Genomic DNA, 18,957 nt, shown 5'->3' with positions numbered 1-18,957 from the left:
GGTCCGGACCGCTCTAGGAGTGCTCTTGCCAGACGAGGCCCAGCCGCTCTCGCCCAAAGTCCGTCCGGGCGGAACCGCCTCCGCGCAGCCGGACGCGCCCACCGCCGCCGAGCCGACGGCGGCCTCCGGCGTGCCCAGGAACAGCGGTGACGGCCCGGCCCGGCGCGGCCCCGAGCAGACGAGCCCGAAGCCGGCCACGGGCCGCGGCAGCAGCCTGCCGGCCACCACGCCCCCCGCGCGGGCCGTCCAGAGCCCCGCACCCCGCTCCGGCTCGTCCAACCGCGTCCGGGCCCGTCTGGCGCGCCTCGGCGTCCAGCGCTCCAGCCCGTACAACCCGGTGCTCGAGCCACTGCTGCGCATCGTGCGCGGCAACGACCCCAAGGCGGAAGCCTCGACGCTGCGCCAGATCGAGCGCGCGTACCAGGTGGCCGAGCGCTGGCACCGCGGCCAGAAGCGCAAAAGCGGCGATCCGTACATCACCCACCCCCTCGCGGTCACCACGATCCTGGCCGAGCTGGGTATGGATCCGGCCACTTTGATGGCCGGGCTGCTGCATGACACCGTCGAGGACACCGAGTACGGCCTGGACACCCTGCGCCGGGACTTCGGCGACCAGGTCGCCCTGCTCGTGGACGGCGTCACCAAGCTGGACAAGGTCAAGTTCGGCGAGGCGGCCCAGGCCGAGACCGTGCGCAAGATGGTCGTCGCCATGGCCCGGGACCCCCGGGTGCTGGTGATCAAGCTGGCCGACCGGCTGCACAACATGCGCACCATGCGCTACCTCAAGCGGGAGAAGCAGGAGAAGAAGGCCCGCGAGACCCTTGAGATCTACGCCCCGCTCGCCCATCGCCTGGGCATGAACACCATCAAATGGGAGCTGGAGGACCTCGCCTTCGCGATCCTCTACCCCAAGATGTACGACGAGATCGTGCGGCTGGTCGCCGAGCGGGCCCCCAAGCGCGACGAGTACCTGGCCGTCGTCACCGACCAGGTCCAGGGCGATCTGCGGGCGGCGCGGATCAAGGCGACCGTCACCGGCCGACCGAAGCACTACTACTCCGTCTACCAGAAGATGATCGTGCGCGGCCGCGACTTCGCCGAGATCTACGACCTGGTGGGCATCCGGGTGCTCGTCGACACCGTCCGCGACTGCTATGCGGCGCTCGGGACCATCCACGCGCGGTGGAACCCGGTGCCGGGGCGGTTCAAGGACTACATCGCGATGCCCAAGTTCAACATGTACCAGTCGCTGCACACGACGGTCATCGGGCCCAGCGGCAAACCGGTCGAGCTCCAGATCCGCACCTTCGACATGCACCGCCGCGCCGAGTACGGCATCGCCGCGCACTGGAAGTACAAGCAGGAGGCGGTGGCCGGCGCCTCCAAGGTGCGCACCGATGTGCCCCGTAAGGCGGGCAAGGACGACGCCGTCAACGACATGGCGTGGCTGCGGCAGCTGCTGGACTGGCAGAAGGAGACCGAGGACCCGGGCGAGTTCCTGGAGTCCCTGCGCTTCGACCTGTCCCGCAACGAGGTCTTCGTCTTCACGCCCAAGGGCGATGTCATAGCGCTTCCGGCCGGGGCCACCCCGGTCGACTTCGCCTACGCCGTGCACACCGAGGTCGGCCACCGCACCATAGGAGCCCGGGTCAACGGGCGGCTGGTCCCCCTGGAGTCCACCCTCGACAACGGCGACCTGGTGGAGGTCTTCACCTCCAAGGCGGCGGGCGCGGGGCCGTCCCGCGACTGGCTGGGCTTCGTCAAGTCGCCGCGCGCCCGTAACAAGATCCGTGCCTGGTTCTCCAAGGAGCGCCGCGACGAGGCCATCGAACAGGGCAAGGACGCGATCGTCCGGGCGATGCGCAAGCAGAACCTGCCCATCCAGCGGATCCTGACCGGGGACTCGCTGGTCACCCTCGCGCATGAGATGCGCTACCCCGACATCTCCGCGCTCTACGCGGCCATCGGCGAGGGCCATGTCTCCGCGCAGAACGTGGTGCAGAAGCTCGTCCAGGCGCTCGGCGGCGAGGACGCCGCCAACGAGGACATCGCCGAGACCGCTCCGCCCATCCGCCGCACCAAGCGCCGCTCCAGCGCCGATCCGGGCGTGGTGGTCAAGGGCGTCGAGGACGTGTGGGTCAAGCTGGCCCGCTGCTGTACGCCGGTCCCCGGCGACCCCATCATCGGCTTCGTCACCCGCGGCAGCGGCGTCTCGGTGCACCGCGCGGACTGCGTCAACGTGGACTCGCTCTCCCAGCAGCCCGAGCGCATCCTCGATGTCGAATGGGCGCCCACCCAGTCGTCGGTCTTCCTGGTCGCCATCCAGGTCGAGGCGCTGGACCGGTCCCGGCTGCTGTCGGATGTCACCCGCGTACTGTCCGACCAGCACGTCAACATCCTCTCCGCGGCCGTGCAGACCTCCCGCGACCGGGTGGCCACCTCGCGCTTCACCTTTGAGATGGGTGACCCCAAGCACCTGGGTCATGTGCTGAAGGCCGTACGCGGCGTCGAGGGCGTCTACGACGTCTACCGGGTCACCTCGGCCCGCGCCCGCTGAGAACGCGTCCCCACCGGGCGCATACGGCGGCGGCGAGCGCATACGACGAAGCGGCCCCCGGCGCCTTCGCGCCGGGGGCCGCCGCCGTATCGGCCGGATCAGCGAATCAGCCGCCGAACTCCTGGAGGCCCTTCAGCGCCTGGTCCAGCAGCGCCTGCCGGCCCTCGAGCTCCTTGGAGAGCTTGTCGGCCTTCGCGTTGTTCCCCGCCGCACGGGCCGCGTCGATCTGGGTACGCAGCTTGTCGACGGCGTCCTGAAGCTGGCCGGTGAGCCCCTGGGCGCGCGCCCGCGCCTCGGGGTTGGTCCGCCGCCACTCCGTGTCCTCGGCGTCCTGGATGGCGCGCTCCACCGCGTGCATCCGGCCCTCGATCCGGGCGCGGGCGTCCCTCGGCACATGGCCGATGGCCTCCCACCGCTCGTTGACCGACCGGAAGGCCGCGCGGGCCGCCTTCAGGTCCGAGACCGGCAGCAGCTTCTCGGCCTCGACGACGAGCTCCTCCTTACGGGTGAGATTCTCCCGCTGCTCGGCGTCGCGCTCCGCGAAGACCTCGCCGCGCGCCTGGAAGAAGACGTCCTGCGCACCGCGGAAGCGGTTCCACAGGTCCTCCTCGGCCTCGCGCTGCGCACGGCCCGCCGCCTTCCAGTCCGACATCAGCTCCCGGTACCGGGCCGCGGTGGGACCCCAGTCGGTGGAGCCGGAGAGCGCCTCGGCCTCGGCGACCAGCTTCTCCTTGGTCTGACGGGCGTCCTCACGCTGTGCGTCCAGGGCCGCGAAATGCGCCTTGCGCCGCTTGGAGAACGCCGAGCGGGCGTGCGAGAAGCGGTGCCACAGCTCGTCGTCCGTCTTGCGGTCCAGGCGGGGCAGGCCCTTCCAGGGGTCCACCAGGGCACGCAGCCGCTCCCCGGCCGCCCGCCACTGCTCGCTGGCGGCCAGCTGCTCGGCCTCGGCGACCAGCTCCTCCTTGGCCCTGCGGGCCTCGTCGGCCTGGACCGCCTTGGCCGCCTTGCGCTGCTCGCGGCGGGACTCGACGTCTCCGGTCAGCTTGTCGAGCCGCTTCCGCAGCGCGTCCAGATCGCCGACCACATGGTGCTCGTCGACCTGCTGCCGGATGTGCTCGATGGCGGCCGTCGCGTCCTTGGCGGACAGATCGGTGGTTTTGACCCGGCGCTCGAGGAGGCCGATCTCGACGACCAGACCGTCGTACTTGCGCTCGAAGTAGGCGAGGGCCTCTTCCGGTGATCCCGCCTGCCACGATCCGACGACCTGCTCACCGTCGGTTGTACGCACGTATACGGTCCCCGCCTCGTCGACGCGGCCCCAAGGCTCGCTGCTCACAGCGCCTCCTCCACATGATGCCGGGGCGGGCGCGCGGCCCGCCGGCATCGTCCACAGTTTCTTCCGGTCGGGATAACGCCCTGGCCGGTCTCACTTCAGGGTGGCGGCCACCGGGGCAGGCACCCTGCACAACGCCAACATAGGCGACCGGTGCCCCGGCTGTCCGTATCCTGCGCGACCGAAATTTCGCAGTACGCGCGTCGGCGACCTCAGGACTTGCCGACCGTCGCCTTGTTGATCACCACGCTGGCGTTCGGGGCGGTGTTCATCGTCTGGTCCGGGGCCCCGGCCCCGGCATTGGCGATCTTCTTCAGGACCTTCATACCGGCCTCGTCCACCGTGCCGAAAGGCGTGTAGTACGGCGGGAGCTCGCTCTCCTTGTAGACCAGGAAGAACTGGCTGCCGCCGGTGTTCTTGCCCTGCTTGGTCTGCGGGTTGTACTGGTTGGCCATGGCGACGGTGCCGGCCGGGTACTTGCCGCCCTTGATCGAGGGGTCCTTCAGGTTCTCGTCCGGGAGCGTGTAGCCGGGGCCGCCCGCGCCGGTGCCCTGCGGATCACCGCACTGCAATACGTAGATCCCCGAGTTCACCAGCCGGTGGCACTTGGTGTGGTCGAAGTAGCCCTTGCCCGCCAGGAAGTCGAAGGAGTTGACCGTGTGCGGCGCCTTGCCGGCGTCCATGGTCACCGACATGTCCCCGCAGGTCGTCTCCAGCTTCATGGTGTAGGAAGCCGACTTGTCGACCGTGACCTCGGGCTCCTTCTTCCACGACATCTTCTTGGGCTTCTCGCCGGCGACCGCCTTCGCCTCCTTGGCGCAGGGGTCCGGAGCCTTGCTCGAGGGGGCGTCCGAGGGGGTCGCGGACGCGGCGGCGTCGTCCTTCTTGTCCTTGTCGTTCCCGGCCAGCGCGCCCGTGGCCGCCACGGCCCCGCCCCCGGCCAGGACCACGGCCAGCACGGCGGCGATCACCACATTGCGCTGACGTGACTTGCGCCGGGCCGTTTCGCGCCGCTGCTGCTGCCGAAGGTACTTCTCCCGGGCGAGTTGCCGCCGCCGCTGCTCGTTACTGACCACCGGGTCGTCTCCTCATGGCGTGTGCCGTCGATGTGCTGCTGTTTGTGTACGAGGGCTCGGCCGTACCGTATACGGGTTCGCTGTGGCAGGGGCGCCGCCGGTAGGCTCTGAAGCCGCCGACAATCTTCCACCGGACGACAGTGAAGGACGATCGTGCTCATTGCCGGGTTCCCCGCCGGATCGTTTGGGACCAACTGCTACCTGGTCGCTCCCGCGGCGGGCGAGGAGTGCGTGATCATCGACCCGGGCGTCGAGGCGACCCAGGGAGTCGAGGAGGCGGTCGCCAAGCATCGGCTCAAGCCCGTCGCCGTCGTCCTCACCCACGGGCACATCGACCACATCGCCTCGGTCATGCCGGTGTGCGGCGCCCATGACGTACCGGCCTGGATCCACCCGTCCGACCGCATCCTGCTGAGCGAGCCCGAGAGGGCCTTTCCCCGCTCCGTCGGCATGCCTCTGCTGGGCGATCTGACCGTGGGCGAGCCGGACGACGTCAGGGAGCTGACGGACGGCGCCGAGCTGAAGCTGGCCGGTCTGGAGCTCACCGTCGCGCACGCCCCGGGCCATACCAAGGGGTCGGTGACCTTCCGGATGCCCGAGCAGGCGGACACCCCGTCCGTCTTCTTCTCGGGCGATCTGCTCTTCGCCGGCTCCATCGGACGCACCGATCTGCCCGGCGGCGATCACGCCGAGATCCTCGAGTCGCTGGCCCGTGTGGTCCTGCCGCTCGACGACTCGACCGTGGTGCTGTCCGGCCATGGCCCCCAGACCAGCATCGGCCGTGAGCGCGCCACCAACCCGTTTCTGCGGGAGGTGGCCGCCGGCCTGGGAGACGGCGCCCGGCGCCCGGCTCCGCGACGAGGAATGTGACGAGAGACTTCCGTTGAGCACCTTCAAGGCCCCCCGGGGCACGTACGACCTGATCCCGCCGGCCTCCGCGACCTTCCTCGCGGTGCGCGAGGCGATCGCCGCACCGCTCAAGCGCTCCGGCTACGGCTATATCGAGACCCCCGGCTTCGAGAACGTGGAGCTCTTCGCGCGCGGCGTCGGTGAGTCCACCGACATCGTGACCAAGGAGATGTACACCCTCACCACCAAGGGCGGTGACGAGCTCGCGCTGCGCCCCGAGGGCACCGCATCGGTGCTGCGCGCCGCCCTGGAGGCCAATCTGCACAAGGCCGGATCCCTGCCGGTCAAGCTCTGGTACTCGGGCTCGTACTACCGCTACGAGCGGCCGCAGAAGGGCCGCTACCGCCACTTCTCGCAGGTCGGCGCGGAGGCGATCGGCGCCGAGGACCCGGCCCTGGACGCCGAGCTGATCATCCTGGCCCACGACGCCTACCGCTCGCTTGGGCTGCGGAACTTCCGCATCCTGCTGAACTCGCTGGGCGACGCCACCTGCCGCCCCGTCTACCGGGCCGCCCTCCAGGACTTCCTGCGCGCCCTGGACCTGGACGAGGACACCCGGCGGCGCGTCGAGATCAACCCGCTGCGGGTGCTGGACGACAAGCGCGAGGCGGTGCGCAAGCAGCTGGCCGACGCCCCGCTGCTGCGCGACTACCTGTGCGAGGAGTGCAAGGCGTACCACGCGGAGGTCCGCGAGCTGATCACCGCGCGGGGTGTGACCTTCGAGGACGACGCCAAGCTGGTGCGCGGCCTGGACTACTACACCCGGACGACCTTCGAGTTCGTCCACGACGGGCTGGGCTCGCAGTCCGCGGTCGGCGGGGGCGGCCGCTACGACGGGCTGTCCGAGATGATCGGCGGTCCGGCGCTGCCGTCGGTGGGCTGGGCGCTCGGTGTGGACCGCACGGTGCTCGCGCTGGAGGCCGAGGGCATCGAGCTGGATCTGCCCGACGCCGTCAGCGTCTTCGCGGTGCCGCTGGGGGAGGAGGCCAGGAAGGTCCTCTTCGGCGTGGTCGGCGAGCTCCGCACGGCGGGTGTCGCCACGGACTTCGCCTACGGCGGCAAGGGCCTGAAGGCCGCGATGAAGGCGGCCAACCGCAGCGGTGCGCGCTACACGATCGTGGCAGGTGAGCGCGACCTCGCCGAGGACGTGGTCCAGCTGAAGGACATGGAGTCCGGCGAGCAGGCGCCGGTGCCGCTGGCCGAGGTGGTCGAGGCGGTCCGCTCGCGCCTCGGCTGAGCGACGCCGCCGTAAGGGGCCTGGGGAGGTTCCCGGGCCCCTTACGCCGCTCTAGAGCAGCCCCAGCCGCATCGCGCTGGTGACCGCCGCGGTGCGGTCGTCCACGCCCAGCTTGCCGAAGGCCCGCAGCAGATGGGTCTTCACCGTCGATTCGCCGATGAACAGACGGCGGCCGATCTCCGCGTTGGTGCACCCCTCCGCGACCAGCCGCAGCACGGCCGTCTCACGTTCGGAGAGGCGGGGGCGCTCGGGCCGGTCGCGCAGCTGGTCCATGAGCCGGGCGGCGACCGACGGGGCCAGCACCGTCTCACCGCGGGCGGCGGAGCGTACGGCCCCGGCGAGTTCGGCGCGGGGCATGTCCTTGAGCAGATAGCCCGCCGCACCCGCCTCCACCGCGCGCAGGATGTCCCCGTCCGTCTCGTACGTGGTCAGCACGATCACCCGGGACGGCAGCCCGGCGGCGGTCATCCGGGCGATCGACTCCACCCCGTCGCCGTCCGGCATCCGCAGGTCCATCAGCACCACATCGGGGTGCAGCGAGGCACACAGCGCCTCCGCCCGCGGCCCGCTCGCCGCCTCGCCGACGACCGTCAGATCGGGTTCGGCGCCGAGCATGCCGCGCAGCCCCTCCCGCACCACCGGATGGTCGTCCGCGATCAGGATCCGGATCACCGTGCGCTCCTCGTTCGTACCGTCGGCCGGGAGGGATGGGGGACGGGGGCGGGCGGCCGGACGGGCAGTTCGAGCGCGACCGCCGTGCCCTCGCCCGGGGCCGCGGACACCTCCGCCGTGCCGCCCACCTCGGCCGCTCGTGCGCGCAGCCCGGCCAGGCCGTAGCCCTCGCGCGGGGCGCGCGGGTCGAAGCCGCGGCCGGTGCCCTCGACCCGCAGCCGCAGCGCGTCCTCGCCGTAGCCGAGCGCGATGGTCACCGCCGCGCCCGGCCCGGCGTGCCGGCGGGCGTTGGCCAGTGCCTCCTGGCAGCCGCGCAGCGCCACCACCTCCACGGCGGCGGGCAGCGGCCGTACCGCCCCCGAGACCTCGACGCGGGCGGGGGAGCCGGTCTGCTCCCCGTGCCGCGCGGCCAGCCGCCGCAGCGCGTCCGGGAGCGAACTGCCGTCCAGGTCGGCCGGGCCCGCCCCGGCGACCAGGGCGCGGGCCTCGGCGAGGTTCTCCCGGGCCGTACGGGCCATGAGGCCCAAGTGGCCGTGGGCCAGCGGCATATCGTGGTCCAGCTCGGACTCCACGGCCTGAACGAGCATCAGCAGGCTGGTGAAGCCCTGGCCGAGGGTGTCATGGATCTCCCGGCTCAGCCGATGCGAGGGCGCCGTGCGCGGCCGACAGCCGGGCCACCTCCTCGCGGGTGGCGTCCAGTTCGGCGATCAGCCGGGCGCGCTCGGCGCTCTGCTGGAGGACCATGATGATCCAGCTGCCGATGAGCAGTGAGAAGGCGCATGAGACGGCCGCGAAGAGGGAGTTGAAGAACAGATCCCCGGAGTCCGGCCGCTCCACGAGCGCCCAGACCACCACCGGGGCGATGTTGATCACGGTGACGGCGATCAGCGCCCTGCGCATCCGCAGCAGCATGAAGCACTGCGGCGTCAGCGCGAAGATGGCGATCCGGGTCTCGCCGTCCAGCGCGGACGGCACCACGAACAGCAGGAAGAGCCCCACCAGATAGGCCACCGCCCGGGGCTGGTCCTCCCCTTCGGTGAGCAGCACCGGCCGGCCGACCAGCACGTACCACGGCGCGGTCGCGGCGAAGAAGGCCGCCGCGACCACGCGCGGTCCGGTCCCGAGGTCCGATCCGCTCAGCACGAACAGGAAGGTGGCCGCGAACACGATCGCGAAATAGACGTCCCAGCGCCGGTAGGTGCGGTTGTACACGTCGGGATCGCGAGGGCCGGCCGGTTCGCTCAGCCGTCCCGGTGGCTCTTCCAACGGAAGGTCAGCAGACACAGCACCAATCCTCCGACGCACCACGCGCCCAGCACCAGGGCGATCCGGCCGTATTCCCACGAGCCCGCCTGCTCAAGCACGGCCGCCGACTCCGGCAGGAACACCCCGCGGAACCCCTGGCACATCCACTTCAGCGGGAACAGGGCGCCCACGTTCAGCATCCAGTCCGGCAGCGTGTCGATCGAGATGAAGACACCGGAGATGAACTGGAGCACCAGGAACGGCAGGACCACCACCGAGGTGGCGCTCTTACCGGAGCGCGGCACACTGCTGATCGCGATGCCCAGCAGCGCACAGCCGGTCAGCCCGAGGGCGAAGACCCAGGTGAAGGTGAACCAGGTGGCCGCGCCCGTCGGCAGCTCGAGATCGAAGCAGGCCGTGCCGACGGCCAGCAGCAGCACCGTCTCGGCGATCCCGGAGACCAGGACCAGCCACAGCTTGCCGAGGAAGTACGCGGCCGGGGGCATCGGCGTACCGCCCAGCCGCCGCAGCACCTTCTCGTCCCGTTCGAGCGCGATGGAGACGCCCAGCGACTGGAAGCTGGTCGACATCACCCCCGACGCGATCATCGCCGCGGCGTAGAGCTGGGAGGCGGTCACGCCCGCGCCCCGCACATCGTCCCGGAAGATCGAGGCGAACAGGGCCAGGAAGACGACGGGGAAGGCGAAGGTGAAGACGACCTGTTCGCGCTGGCGGAAGAACTGCCTGAGCTCGAGGGCGCCCCGGTGCAGCCCGAGGGTCCAGGCGCCGGGCAGTCGCGCGGGGGCGGGCCCGGCGGCGCGCCGGATGCCGGAGGAGGTGGTGGTCGTGGTGGTCATCGCGCGGCCTCCCCGGGCTGCTCGTCGAGTTGTCCGGTGAGCCGCAGATAGACGTCCTCCAGGGTCGGCCGGGAGATCCGCAGCCCCGGGATCTCCCCGTCGAAGCGGCGCATCAGCTCCGCGACGGTACGGGTCGGGGTCTCCGTCTCCTGGTGGCGCGCCCCGCCGCCCGTCTCGCGCCAGTGGACCGTCGCCCGGCCGCCGTGCCGCTCGCGCAGCTCGGCGGGCGCGCCCTCGGCCACGACCTTGCCCGTGGCGATGACCGCGAGCCGGTCGGACAGCGCCTCGGCCTCGTCCAGGTAGTGGGTGGTGAGCACGATCGTGGTGCCCTCGTCGGCCAGCCGCCGGATCAGCTCCCAGAACTGCCGCCGCGCCGCCGGGTCGAAGCCCGTCGTCGGCTCGTCCAGCAGCAGCAGCTCCGGATCGCCGATCACCCCGAGGGCCACATCCAGCCGGCGCCGCTGCCCGCCCGACAGCGCCTTGATCCGGCTGCCCGCCTTGTCCTCGAGCCCGACCAGCCCGACGACCTCCTCCGGGTCGCGCGACCGCGGGTAGTAGCGGGCGAAATGCCGCACGGTCTCCCGCACCGTCAACTCGGCCGGGGCGGATTCATCCTGCCAAACGATGCCGATCCGGGAACGCCACCGCCGTCCCCCGGAGGCGGGATCCCGGCCCAGCACCGTGACCTCGCCCGCGTCCCGGCTCCGATGGCCCTGGAGGATCTCCACCGTCGTGCTCTTGCCCGCCCCGTTGGGCCCCAGGATGCCGAACACCTCACCCCGCCGGATGCCCAGGTCAACGCCGTCCAGCGCGGTCACCGCGCCATAGCGCTTGCACAGCCCGCGCACCCGTACCGCTTCATCTGCCATACCCATGAGGCTGACGGTGCCGCGCCGGTCCCGGGCACGACCGGAAAGCCCGTCTTATGTCCTCCGAACGGGGGACAGGGCACCATGGCATGTCCGGGCTGAACGCGACATACGGCGGCAGGGGGTGCGGCACAATGGCCGTGCCCGACGGGGCTGGACACGGTGGAGAGCGACGGACGGCGAGTATGGCGACGACAGTGATGGACGATGTGGAGTCCGGCGAGGCGCGGGAGGGCGCGCGGGTCGGGACGGGAGGCAGTCGCGCCTTCGCCCTCCTGCTCGTGATCACCGGTGCGCTGGGCCTCCTCGCCGCCTGGGTCATCACGATCGACAAGAACAAGATCCTCGAGTACAAGGCCGACGGTAAGGTCTTCACGCCCGGGTGCAGCCTCAACCCCGTCGTCTCCTGCGGCAACATCATGGAGAGCGACCAGGCGCAGGCGTTCGGCTTCCCGAACCCGATGCTCGGCCTCGTCGCCTACGCCATCGTGATCTGCGTGGGCGTGTCCCTGCTGACCGGGGCGCGCTTCCCGCGCTGGTACTGGCTGACCTTCAACGCGGGCACGCTCTTCGGCGTCGGCTTCGTGACCTGGCTCCAGTACGAGTCGCTCTACGTCATCGGCTCGCTGTGCCTGTGGTGCTGCCTCGCCTGGGTCGCCACCATCGTGATGTTCTGCTACGTCACCGGCCACAACCTCAAGCACGGCTACCTCCCGGCACCGGACGGGCTGCGGCGCGGGCTCATGGAGTTCCACTGGGTGATCCCGGTGCTGTGGATCGGCGTGATCGGCATGCTCATCCTGACCCGCTGGTGGGACTTCTGGACGGGCGCGCAGGGCTGAGCCCGCACCTTCCGGACTCTGGGTCCGGCGGCATTGCCTTCCGGACCCTGGGTCCGGCGGCGTTGTCGGAGGGTTGGCATAGGCTTCCCACGTGGAGCCAGACCTGTTCACCGCCGCCGCAGAGGACCGTCAGGAGAAGGACCCCGCCAGCAGCCCGCTGGCCGTGCGGATGCGTCCCCGCACCCTCGACGAGGTCGTGGGCCAGCAGCATCTGCTGCGCCCCGGATCCCCGCTCCGGCGGCTCGTGGGCGAGGGCGGCGGCGGTCCTGCCGGGCCGTCGTCGGTGATCCTCTGGGGCCCGCCGGGCATCGGCAAGACCACGCTCGCGTACGTGGTCAGCCAGGCCACCCAGAAGCGCTTCGTCGAGCTGTCGGCCATCACCGCGGGGGTCAAGGAGGTCCGGGCCGTCATCGACGGCGCGCGCCGCTCCTCGGGGGCGTACGGGCGGGACACCGTGCTCTTCCTGGACGAGATCCACCGCTTCAGCAAGGCCCAGCAGGACTCGCTGCTGCCCGCCGTGGAGAACCGCTGGGTCACGCTGATCGCGGCCACCACCGAGAATCCGTACTTCTCCGTGATCTCCCCGCTGCTCTCCCGTTCGCTGCTGCTCACCCTGGAGCCGCTGACCGACGACGATCTGCGCGGGCTGCTGCGGCGCGCGCTCACCGACGAGCGCGGCCTCGGCGGGGCGGTCACCCTCCCCGAGGACGCCGAGGCGCATCTGCTGCGCATAGCGGGCGGCGACGCCCGGCGGGCGCTCACCGCGCTGGAGGCGGGCGCCGGGGCGGCCCTGGACAAGGGCGAGCCCGAGGTCACGCTCACCTCCCTGGAGGAGGCGGTCGACCGGGCCGCGGTGAAGTACGACCGGGCCGGCGACCAGCACTACGACGTGGCCAGCGCCCTCATCAAGTCCATCCGCGGCTCGGACGTGGACGCGGCGCTGCACTATCTGGCCCGGATGATCGAGGCGGGGGAGGACCCGCGGTTCATCGCCCGCCGGCTGATGATCTCGGCGAGCGAGGACATCGGCCTGGCCGACCCGACCGCCCTGCCCACCGCGGTGGCGGCGGCGCAGGCGGTCGCCCTGATCGGCTTCCCGGAGGCCGCGCTCACCCTGAGCCACGCCACGATCGCCCTGGCGCTCGCGCCCAAGTCCAACGCCGCGACCACGGCGATCGGCGCGGCGCTCGCGGATGTGCGGGCGGGTCTCGCCGGGCCGGTGCCGCCGCATCTGCGCGACGGCCACTACCAGGGCGCCAAGAAGCTCGGCCACGCACAGGGCTATCTCTATCCGCACGATCTGCCGGGCGGTATCGCGGCGCAGCAGTACGCACCGGACAAGATCCACGGCAAGCGGTACTACGAGCCCACGCGGTACGGGGCCGAGGCGCGGTACGCGGATGTGGTGGAGCGGGTCCGGGCGCGGCTGCGGGGCGACCCGCCGCCGTCCGCCGACGGCCAGGCCCCGGCCTCGTCGTAGCGGCCGGGCCCCGGCCCCGCCGTACGGGCCCCGGCTCTCGTCGTACCGGCCCCGGCCTCGTCGCGGCGGACGGCCTCAGCCCGCCGCCGCGTCGAACAGGGCGTGCATCGCGTACCGCAGCTCGGTCACGTTCCGCACCGGCTCGGGGAAGTCGAAGCGCGCATCGAACGGCCGGTCCGCCTCGTCCGTGAAGCGCACCCGCAGTCCGAAGCGGTCCAGGGCCACCGGGGTGGCCGGGCCCCGGGTGCAGACGATGTCGGAGCGGTCGCCGAGCAGCGCGCACAGCCCGCGCACCTGGTCGCCGTGGGCGGCGTGCAGATGCTGGAGCAGATCGGCCTCGTGCCGGATCAGCGGATCGGGTTCGGCGGTCGTGAAGTCGTCCGGCTCCACGCCGTCCGCGCCCCACAGGTCGTCCACACACGCCTCGCCGACCTCCAGCCGCAGCAGTGCCCAGGCGGCTCGCCCGGCGGGCCCCACCCCGGCGGCCGGCCTACCGGACCGCCGGGGCCGCGGCGCCTGGTCGATGCCGAGCAGCTCGCCCACCGGATGCCGCTCGGCCAGCAGCGCCGCCGCGGCGCGCGTGCGCTCACCGCAGGGCACGGGGGTGAGCCAGCCGGCCACCCCGGCGCGGCCGCGGATCCGGTGCGGCATCGCGACGGGAGCGACGTCGGTGATCTCCATCACGCAGGTCAGCTCGTCGTCCTGGGCATGCGCGGCGGCGCGTGCGGCGGGGGAGCCGCTGGGGACCAGCAGCACCACATCCCCGTCCGGAGCGACCGTACGGGCGGCCGGGCCGTCCGCCCTCAGTTCGTCCAGGGCCTCGATTCCGGGAATCGTCAACGAAGCCGTAGCCTTGGATTCAACGAGAGTACGTACACGCTCTGCCGCCGTTGGCCGCAGGGCGTCTTCCTTGGGACGCGGCTGACCCTCCTCGGGGCTCTTTCCAGTGCTGGGCAGGGGGATCCCAGGTCGAAACATGCGCTCTCCTCGGCTAAGGTAAGGCTCACCTAACTTACATGGAGGTTCGTTCCCCGTGAACCAGTCGCGTCCCAAGGTCAAGAAGTCGCGGGCGCTGGGCATCGCTCTGACCCCGAAGGCCGTCAAGTACTTCGAGGCCCGCCCGTACCCGCCGGGCGAGCACGGCCGTGGCCGCAAGCAGACCAGTGACTACAAGGTCCGGCTGCTGGAGAAGCAGCGGCTGCGCGCCCAGTACGACATCAGCGAGCGCCAGATGGCCCGCGCCTACGACCGCGCTCGCAAGGCCGAGGGCAAGACGGGCGAGGCTCTTGTCGTGGAGCTCGAGCGCCGTCTGGACGCGCTCGTTCTGCGCTCGGGCATCGCCCGCACCATCTACCAGTCCCGCCAGATGGTCACCCACGGCCACATCGAGGTCAACGGCCGCAAGGTCGACAAGCCGTCCTTCCGGGTCCGCCCGGACGATGTGGTGATGGTCCGCGAGCGCAGCCGCGAGAAGCACCCCTTCCAGGTGGCGCGCGAGGGTGGCTACGCCCCCGACGGCGAGACCCCGCGCTACCTCCAGGTCAACCTGAAGGCGCTCGCCTTCCGCCTCGACCGGGACCCCAACCGCAAGGAGATCCCGGTGATCTGCGACGAGCAGCTCGTCGTCGAGTACTACGCCCGCTGATCCGGCGGAGCGGACGGTACGCACCCGAGCCCGCGGGTTCCCCTCGACACCGGTCGGCGGGGAACCCGCGGGCTCGTCCGGTGGCGGGTCCGGGCCGGGCGGGCCGGCGGCCCTTATCCGTTTCGGGTGCGCCTCCGCGGCGCGATAAGGTCGATACCTGCCGCCCGCACCCGGATACCGCCCGAGAGCGGCGGGCGGCGAACGACTCCGAACGACGAGTCATCACGACGAGCACGACGAGCATGACCAACACGGTCAACGACGACGAGCGGCGACAGGGAGCGGTGCGACGTGTCCGGTGGAGAGGTGGCCGGGATCCTCGTGGCCGTCTTCTGGGCGATCCTGGTGTCCTTCCTCGCCCTGGCGCTGGTGAGGCTGGCCCAGACGCTCAAGGCGGCCACCCGGCTGGTGGCGGAGGTCACCGACCAGGCGGTCCCGCTGCTGAGCGAGGCGTCCGCGACCGTGCGCGAGGCGAACACCCAGCTGGCCCGGGTGGACTCGATCGCCGCCGATGTCCAGGAGGTCACCTCCAACGCCTCGGCGCTCTCCTCGACCGTCTCCACCGCCTTCGGCGGACCGCTGGTCAAGGTGGCCGCGTTCGGCTACGGCGTCCGGCGGGCGATCGGCCGCAAGGGGCGGCCGGAGGACGAGCCCGCGCCCGCGCGCACCGTCGTCATCGGCAAGACCCTGCCGTCCGCCCGCTGGGGCGGGCGCCGCAACCGTGGATCGAAGGGCTGACAGACCGGATGTTCCGCCGCGCATTCTGGTTCACCACCGGCGTCGCCGCCGGGGTGTGGGCCACCACCAAGGTCAACCGCAAGCTCAACCAGCTCACCCCGGAGAGCCTGGCGGCGCAGGCCGCCGACCGAGCGGTGCTGGCGGGGCGGCGGATCAAGGTCTTCGCCCTCGACGTACGGGACGGTATGGCCGACCGCGAGGCCGCGCTCAAGGACGCGCTCGGGCTCTCCGCGCCGCCGCCGGACGACCGTAAGCAGCTGCCCGCCCAGCGGGGCCGGGCCCAGCTCACCCAGACCACTTCCTACAAGATCCACAAAGCCGGAAATGAGGACCACTGATGGAGTCGGCTGAAATCCGCCGCCGCTGGCTGCGCTTCTTCGAAGAGCGCGGGCACACCGTCGTGCCCTCGGCGTCGCTCATCGCGGACGACCCGACGCTGCTGCTGGTCCCCGCCGGCATGGTGCCCTTCAAGCCGTACTTCCTCGGTGAGGTCAAGCCGCCCTTCGACCGCGCCGTCAGCGTGCAGAAGTGCGTCCGCACCCCGGACATCGAAGAGGTCGGCAAGACCACCCGCCACGGCACCTTCTTCCAGATGTGCGGGAACTTCTCGTTCGGCGACTACTTCAAGGAAGGCGCCATCAGGTACGCCTGGGAGCTGCTCACCAGCTCCCAGGAAGAGGGCGGTTACGGCCTCGACCCCGAGCGGCTGTGGATCACCGTCTACGAGCAGGACGACGAGGCCGAGCGGATCTGGCGCGAGGTGATCGGCATCCCCGCCGAGCGCATCCAGCGCCTGGGCATGGGCCCCAACTACTGGTCCATGGGCGTCCCCGGCCCCTGCGGCCCCTGCTCCGAGATCAACTACGACCGCGGTCCCGAGTTCGGCGAGGAGGGCGGCCCGGCCGTCAACGACGAGCGCTATGTGGAGATCTGGAACCTGGTCTTCATGCAGTACGAGCGCGGGCCGGGCGAGGGCAAGGAGAACTTCCCGATCCTCGGCGAGCTGCCCAGCAAGAACATCGACACCGGACTCGGCCTCGAGCGCCTCGCGATGATCCTCCAGGGCGTACAGAACATGTACGAGACCGACACCCTGCGCGTCATCATGGACAAGGCCACCGAGCTGACCGGCGTCGCCTACGGCGCCACCCATGACTCCGACGTCTCGCTGCGCGTGGTCGCCGACCATATGCGCACCTCCGTCATGCTCATCGGCGACGGCGTCACCCCCGGCAACGAGGGCCGCGGCTATGTGCTGCGCCGCATCATGCGCCGGGCCATCCGCAACATGCGCATTCTCGGCGCCACCGAGCCGGTCGTCGGCGAGCTGGTCGATGTCGTCCTCAAGACGATGGGCCAGCAGTACCCGGAGCTGCTGACCGACCGCAAGCGCATCGAGACGGTCGCCCTCGCCGAGGAGTCGGCCTTCCTCAAGACGCTCAAGGCCGGCACCAACATCCTCGACACCGCCGTCAGCGACACCAAGGCCGCCGGCGGCAGCGTGCTCGCCGGCGACAAGGCGTTCCTGCTCCACGACACCTGGGGCTTCCCGATCGACCTCACCCTCGAGATGGCCGCCGAACAGGGCCTCTCGGTGGACGAGGACGGCTTCCGCCGGCTGATGAAGGAGCAGCGGGAGCGCGCCAAGGCCGACGCCAAGGCCAAGAAGACCGGCCATGCCGACCTGTCCGCCTACCGCGAGGTGGCCGACACCTCCGGCCTGACCGAATTCACCGGCTACACCTACACCGAGGGCGAGTCCACCGTCGTCGGCCTGCTGGTCGACGGGGTCTCCTCGCCCGCCGCCACCGAGGGCGACGAGGTCGAGGTCGTCCTGGACCGCACCCCGTTCTACGCCGAGGGCGGCGGCCAGCTCGCCGACACCGGCCGGATCAAGCTGGACACCGGCGCCGTCGTCGAGGTCCGGGACGTCCAGCAGCCGGTGCCCGGTGTCAGCGTGCACAAGGGCGTCGTCCAGGTCGGCGAGGTGACGGTCGGCGCGGGTGCCCACGCCCGGATCGACATCACCCGCCGCCGTGCCATCGCCCGCGCCCACAGCGCCACCCACCTCACCCACCAGGCGCTGCGTGACGCCCTGGGCCCGACCGCCGCCCAGGCCGGTTCGGAGAACTCGCCCGGCCGCTTCCGCTTCGACTTCGGCTCACCGGCCGCCGTGCCCGGCACGGTGCTCATGGACGTCGAGCAGAAGATCAACGAGGTGCTCTCGCGTGAACTCGACGTCACCGCCGAGGTGATGAGCATGGACGAGGCCAAGAAGCAGGGCGCCATCGCCGAGTTCGGCGAGAAGTACGGCGACCGGGTGCGCGTGGTGACCATCGGCGACTTCTCCAAGGAGCTGTGCGGTGGTACGCATGTGCACAACACCGCCCAGCTGGGTCTGGTGAAGCTGCTCGGCGAATCCTCCATCGGCTCCGGTGTGCGCCGGGTCGAGGCCCTGGTGGGCGTGGACGCCTACAACTTCCTCGCCCGTGAGCACACGGTCGTCTCCCAGCTCACCGACCTGGTCAAGGGCCGCCCGGAGGAGCTCCCGGAGAAGATCTCCGGGATGCTGGGCAAGCTCAAGGAGGCCGAGAAGGAGATCGAGCGGTTCCGCGCCGAGAAGGTGCTCCAGGCCGCTGCCGGTCTCGCCCAGGGCGCCAAGGACGTCCGGGGCGTGGCCCTGATCGCCGCCAAGGTGCCGGACGGCACCTCCGCCGACGATCTGCGCAAGCTGGTCCTGGACGTGCGCGGGCGCATCCAGGGCGACCGCCCGGCCGTCGTCGCCCTCTTCACCGTGGCGGGCGGCCGTCCGCTGACCGTCATCGCCACCAACGAGGCCGCGCGTGAGCGCGGTCTCAAGGCCGGTGACCTGGTCCGCACCGCCGCCAAGACGCTCGGCGGCGGAGGCGGCGGCAAGCCGGACGTGGCCCAGGGCGGCGGTCAGAACGCGGGCGCCGTCGGCGAGGCCATCGAGGCCGTCGAGCGGCTTGTCGCGGAATCGGCCTGATCGCCGTGCGACGCGGCAGGCGGATCGCCGTCGACGTCGGGGACGCCCGGATCGGGGTCGCCTCGTGCGACCCCGACGGGATCCTCGCCACACCCGTGGAGACCGTGCCGGGACGCGATATCCCGGCCGCCCACAAGCGGCTCGTGGCCCTCGTCGAGGAGTACGAACCGATCGAGGTCGTAGTCGGCCTGCCGCGCTCGCTCAGCGGGCGCGAGGGGCCGGCCGCGACCAAGGTGCGCACCTTCGCGCGCGAGTTGGCGCGCCGCGTCGCGCCCGTGCCGGTCCGGCTCGTCGACGAGCGTATGACCACTGTCACAGCGTCCCAGGGGCTGCGCGCCTCCGGGGTGACATCGAAGAAGGGCCGCTCGGTCGTTGACCAGGCGGCGGCCGTGGTGATCCTCCAGAGCGCGCTGGAGACCGAGCGGGTCTCGGGCCGGGCCCCGGGAGAAGCCGTCGAAGTGGTCATCTGATCGCGATACGGTAACGTTCC

General features: G+C 71.3%; 18 protein-coding genes. 10 read left to right on the top strand and 8 right to left on the bottom strand.

What is annotated here, in order from left to right:
- The first annotated feature begins 25 nt into the window (after positions 1-25).
- Positions 26-2,557: a RelA/SpoT family protein gene (locus NQU54_RS18525; RefSeq protein WP_069869766.1), complete on the top strand. Its 2,532-nt coding sequence runs from the start codon at positions 26-28 to the stop codon at positions 2,555-2,557.
- Between the two features lie 106 nt (positions 2,558-2,663).
- On the opposite strand, the gene NQU54_RS18520 is transcribed toward NQU54_RS18525, so the two are convergent.
- Together NQU54_RS18520 and NQU54_RS18515 are read right to left on the bottom strand one after the other, a co-directional pair.
- Complete coding sequence (locus tag NQU54_RS18520; protein ID WP_257632018.1) at positions 2,664-3,893, bottom strand: DUF349 domain-containing protein; 1,230 nt, start codon at positions 3,891-3,893, stop codon at positions 2,664-2,666.
- 209 nt (positions 3,894-4,102) lie between these two features.
- Entirely contained in the window at positions 4,103-4,966 is an 864-nt protein-coding gene (locus NQU54_RS18515; RefSeq protein WP_257632017.1) for a peptidylprolyl isomerase, read from the bottom strand.
- Between the two features lie 153 nt (positions 4,967-5,119).
- On the opposite strand from NQU54_RS18515, the gene NQU54_RS18510 reads away from it, so the two are divergent.
- Positions 5,120-5,836 carry an MBL fold metallo-hydrolase gene (locus tag NQU54_RS18510; RefSeq protein ID WP_069869769.1) on the top strand — a complete coding sequence of 239 codons (717 nt, stop codon included), beginning with the start codon at positions 5,120-5,122 and terminating at the stop codon, positions 5,834-5,836.
- A 13-nt stretch (positions 5,837-5,849) separates the two neighbouring features.
- Positions 5,850-7,112: a histidine--tRNA ligase gene (gene hisS, locus NQU54_RS18505; protein ID WP_069869770.1), complete on the top strand. Its 1,263-nt coding sequence runs from the start codon at positions 5,850-5,852 to the stop codon at positions 7,110-7,112.
- 51 nt (positions 7,113-7,163) lie between these two features.
- Here hisS and NQU54_RS18500 read toward each other — a convergent pair whose 3' ends face one another.
- The 5 genes from NQU54_RS18500 to NQU54_RS18485 are packed head-to-tail and all read right to left on the bottom strand — an operon-like array spanning position 7,164 to position 10,755.
- Positions 7,164-7,784 carry a response regulator gene (locus NQU54_RS18500; RefSeq protein WP_257632016.1) on the bottom strand — a complete coding sequence of 207 codons (621 nt, stop codon included), beginning with the start codon at positions 7,782-7,784 and terminating at the stop codon, positions 7,164-7,166.
- Entirely contained in the window at positions 7,781-8,371 is a 591-nt protein-coding gene (locus NQU54_RS49315; protein ID WP_306278833.1) for a sensor histidine kinase, read from the bottom strand. The genes NQU54_RS18500 and NQU54_RS49315 overlap by 4 nt, the downstream gene beginning before the upstream one ends.
- A 31-nt stretch (positions 8,372-8,402) precedes the next feature.
- On the bottom strand, positions 8,403-8,996 hold the full coding sequence (locus tag NQU54_RS49310) for a hypothetical protein (RefSeq protein ID WP_306278832.1): 594 nt from the start codon (positions 8,994-8,996) through the stop codon (positions 8,403-8,405).
- Between the two features lie 29 nt (positions 8,997-9,025).
- Entirely contained in the window at positions 9,026-9,886 is an 861-nt protein-coding gene (locus NQU54_RS18490; RefSeq protein WP_257632015.1) for an ABC transporter permease, read from the bottom strand.
- A complete protein-coding gene (locus NQU54_RS18485) occupies positions 9,883-10,755 on the bottom strand; it encodes an ABC transporter ATP-binding protein (RefSeq protein WP_257632014.1) in 873 nt (290 codons plus the stop codon). Before NQU54_RS18485 ends, NQU54_RS18490 begins: the two co-directional genes overlap by 4 nt.
- A 185-nt stretch (positions 10,756-10,940) precedes the next feature.
- On the opposite strand from NQU54_RS18485, the gene NQU54_RS18480 reads away from it, so the two are divergent.
- Positions 10,941-11,597, top strand: coding sequence for a vitamin K epoxide reductase family protein (locus NQU54_RS18480; RefSeq protein ID WP_087684327.1), 657 nt, complete (start codon positions 10,941-10,943; stop codon positions 11,595-11,597).
- A 91-nt stretch (positions 11,598-11,688) separates the two neighbouring features.
- Entirely contained in the window at positions 11,689-13,077 is a 1,389-nt protein-coding gene (locus NQU54_RS18475; protein WP_093705601.1) for a replication-associated recombination protein A, read from the top strand.
- A 75-nt stretch (positions 13,078-13,152) separates the two neighbouring features.
- On the opposite strand, the gene NQU54_RS18470 is transcribed toward NQU54_RS18475, so the two are convergent.
- Positions 13,153-13,917, bottom strand: coding sequence for a DUF2470 domain-containing protein (locus NQU54_RS18470; RefSeq protein ID WP_372505931.1), 765 nt, complete (start codon positions 13,915-13,917; stop codon positions 13,153-13,155).
- A 193-nt stretch (positions 13,918-14,110) separates the two neighbouring features.
- Between NQU54_RS18470 and rpsD the strand changes: the two genes are divergently transcribed.
- From rpsD to ruvX, 5 genes are all read left to right on the top strand, one after another.
- Complete coding sequence (gene rpsD / locus NQU54_RS18465; protein ID WP_069869776.1) at positions 14,111-14,722, top strand: 30S ribosomal protein S4; 612 nt, start codon at positions 14,111-14,113, stop codon at positions 14,720-14,722.
- 291 nt (positions 14,723-15,013) lie between these two features.
- Positions 15,014-15,460: a DUF948 domain-containing protein gene (locus NQU54_RS18460; protein ID WP_079153530.1), complete on the top strand. Its 447-nt coding sequence runs from the start codon at positions 15,014-15,016 to the stop codon at positions 15,458-15,460.
- 8 nt (positions 15,461-15,468) lie between these two features.
- On the top strand, positions 15,469-15,798 hold the full coding sequence (locus tag NQU54_RS18455) for a DUF6167 family protein (protein WP_069869778.1): 330 nt from the start codon (positions 15,469-15,471) through the stop codon (positions 15,796-15,798).
- Entirely contained in the window at positions 15,798-18,467 is a 2,670-nt protein-coding gene (gene alaS, locus NQU54_RS18450; protein WP_257632012.1) for an alanine--tRNA ligase, read from the top strand. Before NQU54_RS18455 ends, alaS begins: the two co-directional genes overlap by 1 nt.
- The gene (ruvX, locus tag NQU54_RS18445) at positions 18,467-18,937 is read left to right on the top strand and encodes a Holliday junction resolvase RuvX (protein ID WP_069869780.1); all 471 of its coding nucleotides are present in this window, start codon (positions 18,467-18,469) and stop codon (positions 18,935-18,937) included. The genes alaS and ruvX overlap by 1 nt, the downstream gene beginning before the upstream one ends.
- Positions 18,938-18,957 lie beyond the last annotated feature (20 nt).

Source organism: Streptomyces malaysiensis subsp. samsunensis (assembly GCF_024519315.1).
Taxonomy (GTDB): Bacteria; Actinomycetota; Actinomycetes; order Streptomycetales; family Streptomycetaceae; genus Streptomyces; species Streptomyces malaysiensis.
Note: the sequence above shows the minus strand (reverse complement) of the source record. Positions and strands in the feature narration are given on the sequence as shown.

Bases quoted from the DNA above. Each gene is read 5' to 3' on its own strand.
- NQU54_RS18480 (WP_087684327.1), top strand. From the start codon at position 10,941: ATGGCGACGACAGTGATGGACGATGTGGAGTCCGGCGAGGCGCGGGAG.
- NQU54_RS18485 (WP_257632014.1), bottom strand. From the start codon at position 10,755: ATGGCAGATGAAGCGGTACGGGTGCGCGGGCTGTGCAAGCGCTATGGC.
- NQU54_RS49315 (WP_306278833.1), bottom strand. From the start codon at position 8,371: ATGCTCGTTCAGGCCGTGGAGTCCGAGCTGGACCACGATATGCCGCTG.
- alaS (WP_257632012.1), top strand. From the start codon at position 15,798: ATGGAGTCGGCTGAAATCCGCCGCCGCTGGCTGCGCTTCTTCGAAGAG.
- NQU54_RS18455 (WP_069869778.1), top strand. From the start codon at position 15,469: ATGTTCCGCCGCGCATTCTGGTTCACCACCGGCGTCGCCGCCGGGGTG.
- NQU54_RS18490 (WP_257632015.1), bottom strand. From the start codon at position 9,886: ATGACCACCACGACCACCACCTCCTCCGGCATCCGGCGCGCCGCCGGG.